The organism is Thiomonas sp. SCN 64-16, from assembly GCF_001725585.1.
Classification (GTDB): domain Bacteria; phylum Pseudomonadota; class Gammaproteobacteria; order Burkholderiales; family Burkholderiaceae_C; genus Thiomonas; species Thiomonas arsenitoxydans.
Genome location: NZ_MEGQ01000087.1, coordinates 1 through 5,910, shown reverse-complemented (window position 1 = coordinate 5,910; position 5,910 = coordinate 1). Strand labels below are relative to the sequence as shown.

Annotated in this window: 8 protein-coding genes; 4 read left to right on the top strand and 4 right to left on the bottom strand. The window is 63.1% G+C overall.

Going from position 1 to position 5,910, the window contains the following annotated elements:
• Positions 1–364 (top strand): cbb3-type cytochrome c oxidase subunit I (locus ABT24_RS15370; protein ID WP_286738250.1); only part of this gene is annotated, 364 nt, incomplete at its 5' end.
• Positions 365–379: 15 nt separating this feature from the next.
• Here the strand turns inward: ABT24_RS15370 and ABT24_RS15365 are convergent.
• A complete protein-coding gene (locus ABT24_RS15365) occupies positions 380–976 on the bottom strand; it encodes a TlpA family protein disulfide reductase (protein WP_286738248.1) in 597 nt (198 codons plus the stop codon).
• 187 nt (positions 977–1,163) lie between these two features.
• Between ABT24_RS15365 and ABT24_RS15360 the strand changes: the two genes are divergently transcribed.
• The gene (locus ABT24_RS15360; protein WP_276732806.1) at positions 1,164–1,622 is read left to right on the top strand and encodes a DUF2784 domain-containing protein; all 459 of its coding nucleotides are present in this window, start codon (positions 1,164–1,166) and stop codon (positions 1,620–1,622) included.
• On the opposite strand, the gene lnt is transcribed toward ABT24_RS15360, so the two are convergent.
• The 3 genes from lnt to ABT24_RS15345 are packed head-to-tail and all read right to left on the bottom strand — an operon-like array spanning position 1,514 to position 4,781.
• Complete coding sequence (gene lnt, locus ABT24_RS15355) at positions 1,514–3,166, bottom strand: apolipoprotein N-acyltransferase (RefSeq protein WP_276732810.1); 1,653 nt, start codon at positions 3,164–3,166, stop codon at positions 1,514–1,516. The two genes, ABT24_RS15360 and lnt, sit on opposite strands and share 109 nt — an antisense overlap.
• Positions 3,167–3,210: 44 nt before the next feature.
• Positions 3,211–3,738 (bottom strand): rRNA maturation RNase YbeY, encoded by a 528-nt coding sequence (gene ybeY / locus ABT24_RS15350; protein WP_276732813.1) that lies wholly within the window; start codon positions 3,736–3,738, stop codon positions 3,211–3,213.
• Complete coding sequence (locus ABT24_RS15345; RefSeq protein WP_276732817.1) at positions 3,735–4,781, bottom strand: PhoH family protein; 1,047 nt, start codon at positions 4,779–4,781, stop codon at positions 3,735–3,737. The genes ybeY and ABT24_RS15345 overlap by 4 nt, the downstream gene beginning before the upstream one ends.
• Before the next feature lie 122 nt (positions 4,782–4,903).
• Here ABT24_RS15345 and ABT24_RS15340 point away from each other — a divergent pair, with 122 nt between their 5' ends.
• Positions 4,904–5,575, top strand: coding sequence for a response regulator (locus tag ABT24_RS15340; protein WP_013107287.1), 672 nt, complete (start codon positions 4,904–4,906; stop codon positions 5,573–5,575).
• Between the two features lie 43 nt (positions 5,576–5,618).
• Positions 5,619–5,910: aminotransferase class IV (locus ABT24_RS15335; protein ID WP_286738244.1), on the top strand; the 292-nt coding region annotated here is incomplete at its 3' end.

Sequence of the window (5,910 nt, the reverse complement as noted above, 5' to 3'; positions counted from 1 at the left end):
CTACTGGTTCCCGAAGATGACCGGCTACATGTATTCGCCGATGATCGCCAACACCCACTTCTGGGTCACGTTCGTCGGCGTGAACCTGGTCTTCTTCCCGCAGCACTTCCTCGGCCTTGCTGGCATGCCGCGCCGTACCATCGACTATCCGGACGCCTTTGCCGGCTGGAACATGGTTTCGTCCTACGGCTCCTACATCGCCGCCGTCGGCGTGCTGATCTTCCTCTACGGCGTGTTCGAGGCCTTCCAGAAGAAGCGCGTCGCCGGCGCCAATCCGTGGGGCGAAGGCGCCACGACCCTGGAATGGCAGCTGCCTTCGCCGCCGCCCTTCCACCAGTGGGAGCAGCTGCCGAAGATCAAGTAAGGCAGCAATCCGCTCCTACTCAGAACCGCCGGGCGATCCGGCGGTTTTGGCCAAACGGAATGATGGACCGAAGTACGCATGGCCCTTGTCGACGAAACCGGTATTGACGAAGCGGGCTTCCGCATGTCGGAAGCGACCGCAGGCGATTTCTTCGCCCTGCTTGTTGATCAGGATGGTCGTCGGCGTGCCCAGAATGCTCAGGGTGTCGAGTACCTGGGTGGTGGGGTCGACGTAGATCGGCAGATGACTGATGAAGTTATCGTCGTAAAAGCTTTTCACGGTGTAGATGCCGCCTTTGTCCACCGACAGCGGCACGACGGCGAAGTTTTTGCCGCCAAGCAGCTTTTGCAGTTTGTCCAGCGTGGGCATTTCGTGGACGCAGGGCGGGCACCAGGTCGCCCAGATATTGAGCAGCACGACCTTGCCCTTGAAATCCGCCAGGGTCATGTGTTTGCCCTGCGCGTTTTCGAAAGTGACCTGGGACAGCGGCAACTTGTGCGCTGTAGGGTAGGGGGTAAAGGTGAATCCCGCCGCCCAGGAAGCAGGCGCGCAGGCGGCGCAGAACACGATTGCGGCGCCGACGCGGCGCAAAAAAACGGTAAGAGACTGCATGAAACGGCTCCAACAAATGAAATGACCACGCCATCGGCGGCGGCTGACGCCGACATCCCGAGGTCATCACGCAGACGGCGCGGGCGTGGCGAATGATGACAACATAGCCGGGCCACGCTTAGGGCGACGTAACGGGTTGTAGAGCCTGTTCGGCGTATGGTGGCATCTTTGCTGACCCGCTTACGCCATGCCCGCCTTACTCGACCTGCAACTGGCGCACCTCGTTCTCGCGGTGCATTTGGGCGTGATTGTGTTCAACGTGGCCGGTCTGATCGTCGTGCCGCTGGGCGCTTGGCAGCGCTGGCGCTGGGTGCGCGGCTGCGTCTGGCGCGCAGCGCATCTGCTGTCGATGGCGGTGGTGGCGGCGCAGGCAGCGCTGGGGCGTGCCTGCTTTCTCACCTTGTGGCAGAGCGCGCTGATGCAAGACGCCGGACAGCGCGGCTATACAGCGGGCCTGATCCAGACCTGGATCGATCATTTGATTTTCTGGAATCTGCCCCTGGCGGTGTTCACCGTCATCTATCTGGCCGTGGGGGCCTACACCCTGGCGTTGTGGTGGTGGGTGCCGCCGCGCTGCAGGCGGGTCAGGGCCCAGCCCAGCAGCAAGGCGAACGCCGCCAGCAGCACCTCGGGCCAGTCGCCGTAGCGTGACGCCAGCCAGGCGAACGGCGTCAGTCCCGCGTGCCCCTGCACCGAGCCGGTCAGTACCCCGACGGTGTAGGGCGGCAACTCGGCGGCGACCTGGCCGTGGGCGTTGATGATGGCGGTGGCGCCCGTGTTGGTGGCACGAATGCCGGGGATCTGGAATTCCAGCGAACGCATGCGCGCGATTTCCAGATGCTGCGGGATGATGATGGTGTTGCCGAACCAGCCAAGATTGGTCAGGTTGGCGAACACATTCGGCGCGTGCGCGGGGTTGCGAAAGCGCTGCGCCATCTGCGCGCCGAAAAGGTCTTCGTAGCAGATGTTCGGCGCCACTTTCACGCCTTGCACCACAAAGGGCGGCTGATCGAGCCCGCCGCGCGCAAAGCTGCCCAGCGGCATGTCCATCAGTTTGACAAACCAGTGAAAACCGTAGGGCACGAATTCGCCAAACGGCACCAGATGCGATTTGTCATAGCGATAGGGCGCAGCGCCCCCCAGTCCCAGCACGCTATTGGTGTATTGATTGGCGCCGCGGGTGAGCGGAATGCCCAGCAACGCAGCGGTGTGGTGCTCGCGCAGCGCCCGCTCGATCTGCCGCAGATAGCCGGGGTCGAGATCTTCGGGCAGCACGGGCACGGCGGTTTCCGGCGTGACGATGAGATTGGCTTTGAGCGAACTCAGCCAGTTGCCGTAGAGCTGCAGCGTGGGGCCCAGTGTTTCTGGCTTGAATTTTTCCGACTGGGCGACATCGCCCTGGAGCAATGCGACTTTGAGCGTCGGGCCCACCGCATGCGTCCAGCGCACCTGCTGCAATTGCAAGCCGCCGAAAAAAAGTGCTACCAGCAGACCCAGACTGACCAGCGCACCCCGCAGACTCACTTGCGAGAGCAGCGCCAACAGCGCGGCGGCCAATGCGGCGGCGAAGTTCACGCCGTACTGGCCGATCACCGGGGCGTAGCCCGAGAGCGGGTTGCCGACCTGGGCATAGCCCAGAGCCAGCCACGGAAATCCGGTGAACAGCGTGCCGCGCAACCATTCCGCCAGCGTCCACCCTCCGGCCAACACCAGCGCGGCGCCGATGGCGCGGGCCAGTTTCCAGGGCTCGCGTCCTGCCGCGGGGGCGAGTGCGGCTGCAAGTGCAGCGGCCAGCGTGGGGTAGAGGGCGAGATAGGCACAGAACAACAGCAAGGCGCCGCCCGCAATCGGTGGCGCCATGCCGCCATACACCGCCATACTGATATAAAGCCACCACAGCCCGCCCGTGAACCAGCCTAGCCCGAGACTGAAACCGAGCAAGGCGCCGCGCTTGGCCCGGTCTTTCGGGCGGGGCTGCGCATCGGCCCACAGCAGGCTGATCCAGGCGGCCAGAATGACAATCGACCATCCGCCGAGCTGCGGCCGCCCGAAGGTCTGGGCGAGCAGCACGCCCAGCACGATGGAGACAAACGGCGCAAACCGGGGTTGAGTGAATTGACGCAGCAGACTGCGCGGCGGGGCGCTGGCGGTTGCGACATTGGCATCGCGGTTGGCGGGGCGTTCGGACATGAGGATGAGAAGCCTGAAAGGGCGGAGTGGGCAGCGCCCGCACTTTACCCTGCGGGCATTTCGCTGCCGTCGGCGTAGGGGTCGGAAATGCCGAAGCGTTGCAACACCGTCACCTCGTGACGTTCCATCTCTTGTGCCTCTAGCTCGGTCTGATGATCCCAGCCCTGCGCGTGCAGCAGGCCGTGTATGACCAGATGGGCGTAGTGCGCCCCGAGCGGCTTGTGCTGCACCTGCGCTTCGCCAGCGACCACGGGGCAGCACAGCACGATGTCGGCCTGAACCGGCCAGTGGCTGTAATCGAAGGTCAGCACATTGGTGGGGTAATCCTTGCCGCGATAGGCCCGGTTGAGCGCCCGGCCTTCGTCAGCAGCCACAAAACGCAAGGTGATCTGATGCGCCTCAGACAACGCCCCGGCCTGCGGTAGAGCATCGAAACTCTCAGGGCCCACGCGCAAGGCGGCGCGAACCCAGCGCAGCAGCAGGGCGCGCGGCAACTGATCGCGGTGCGTCGTATCGGCAAACTGCACCGAAAGCCGCAACGCAGGTTTCGTGGGGCGTGCGGCGCGAGTCATGCGGAGCGCTGCGGCCGTCGACGGGATGAGGTGGCGCTGATCAAATCGCCTGCGCTCGCACCGGACGGCGGCTCGCCTTTCAGCGCGACGTCATGCGCATCGTAGGCATCAACGATACGCGCCACCAGCGGGTGCCGAACCACGTCCTGGCTTGTGAACGAGTTGAAGGCGATGCCGCGCACATCGGCCAGCACCTTCTGGGCTTGCGCCAGACCGCTTTGCGTTCCGCGCGGCAAGTCCACCTGGCTGACGTCGCCGGTGATGACGGCGCGCGAACCGAAGCCGATGCGGGTGAGGAACATTTTCATCTGCTCAGGCGTGGTGTTCTGCGCCTCATCCAGAATGATGAACGACTGGTTGAGTGTGCGTCCGCGCATGAAAGCCAGCGGCGCGATCTCGATGGCGCCGCGTTCGAACAATTTTTGCGTTTTTTCCATGCCGAGCAGGTCGTACAGCGCGTCGTACAAAGGTCGCAGATACGGGTCGATCTTCTGGGTCAGATCGCCGGGCAAGAAACCGAGCCGCTCCCCGGCTTCGACCGCGGGGCGCGTCAGCACCAGACGGGTGATGGCGTGACGCTCCAGCGCATCGACGGCGCAGGCCACCGCGAGAAAGGTTTTGCCCGTGCCCGCCGGGCCTATGCCAAAGGTGATGTCGTGCTGAAGAATGTTGCGGATGTACTGAACCTGATTAGGCGTGCGGCCGTGCAGACTTTCCCGGCGGGTGTAGAGCACCGGCTCGTCGTCGGCCGCGGTGAGTTTGGGGCGCTGCCCTTGTGCGGCTTGCACCAGTTCGAGCTGGATGTCTTCCAGACTGAAGCGTGCGTCGGCCCGGCCCCAGAGCGTTTGCAGCAGATCGAGTGCGCGCCGGGCGGCGGCACTTTCGCCCTCGATGCTCACGGTGCCGGCACGACGCGACAGGCGAACGTCGAACGCGACCTCGATCTGCCTGAGGTTTTCATCCAGCGGGCCGCAGAGCTGGGCGAGGCGGGCATTGTCGGGCGGGGAAAAAGTGTGTCGAAGTTGCACGGGCGAGTTGGGCATGGGGACGAATAAGGTTGCGGAGCCGATGGCGGCACAAATCCCCGCATTCAGAGGCGTGAGTTGATAGTATCGGGATGACGCCGTCATTGTCTGCTCGGCGCAAGAATCAGAAACGGAAGCCGATGAGCACCATGCAATGCGCTTTGGTCGTCGATGACCTTCCCGCTGTGCGGGCCGGGTTTGTCGAATTGCTGCGCGAAAACTATCCTGGCGTGCGCATTTTCGAGGCGGGTCGCATGGCCGACGCCATGCAGATTCTGCAGCGCGAACCCGTCGATCTGCTGCTGGTCGATCTGGGCCTTCCCGATGCCAGCGGCCTGGAATTGATCCGCACCCTCACGGAAACCCGCCCACAGGCCCGCTCTGTCGTGGTCACCATCTTCGACGATGACGACCATCTCTTCCCCGCTCTGCAAGCGGGCGCCTTCGGTTATTTGCTCAAAGATCGCCCAAAAATCGAGTTGCGTGCCCAACTTCGACGCATCCAGGATGGCGAGCCACCCTTGTCGCCCAGTATTGCCCGTCGCATGGTGCAGCATTTCACCCATCTGCATCGCACGATGTCGGCGCCTTCTTCAAATCTGCCGCAAGAAGAACACATTGCGCTCACCGAGCGCGAGAGCGAGGTGCTGCAACTGGTGGGCAAGGGTTACACCCTGCCAGAAATTGCCGTTCAGCTCGGCCTGTCGCGACACACTGTGGCCGACTACGTCAAACAGATCTACCGCAAGCTCAACATCTCTTCGCGCGCTGAAGCTGCTCTGGAGGCGGTGCGGCGCGGTTTGGTGCGTTGAATCCTGCTCCCTTTGGCTCTTCGCTCTTTCCTGGAAATTCGCTATGTCATTCAACCCGATGTCGACCGATCAGTCCGAGTGCTATCTGAATGGCGCCTTTCAGCCGCTTGCTCAATGCCAAGTATCCGTACTTGATCGTGGCTTCATCTTTGGGGACGGGGTCTATGAGGTGATTCCCGTTTATGGCAGGCGGGTTTTCCGGGCCCATGACCACCTCGCAAGACTGGCACGCAGCCTAGACGCTGTGGGTATCAAGAATCCCAGTCATGCCAACGACTGGCTGGCGCTGGTACGGGAACTCATCGCGCGCAACGCCCCTGACGATCAGTGCATAT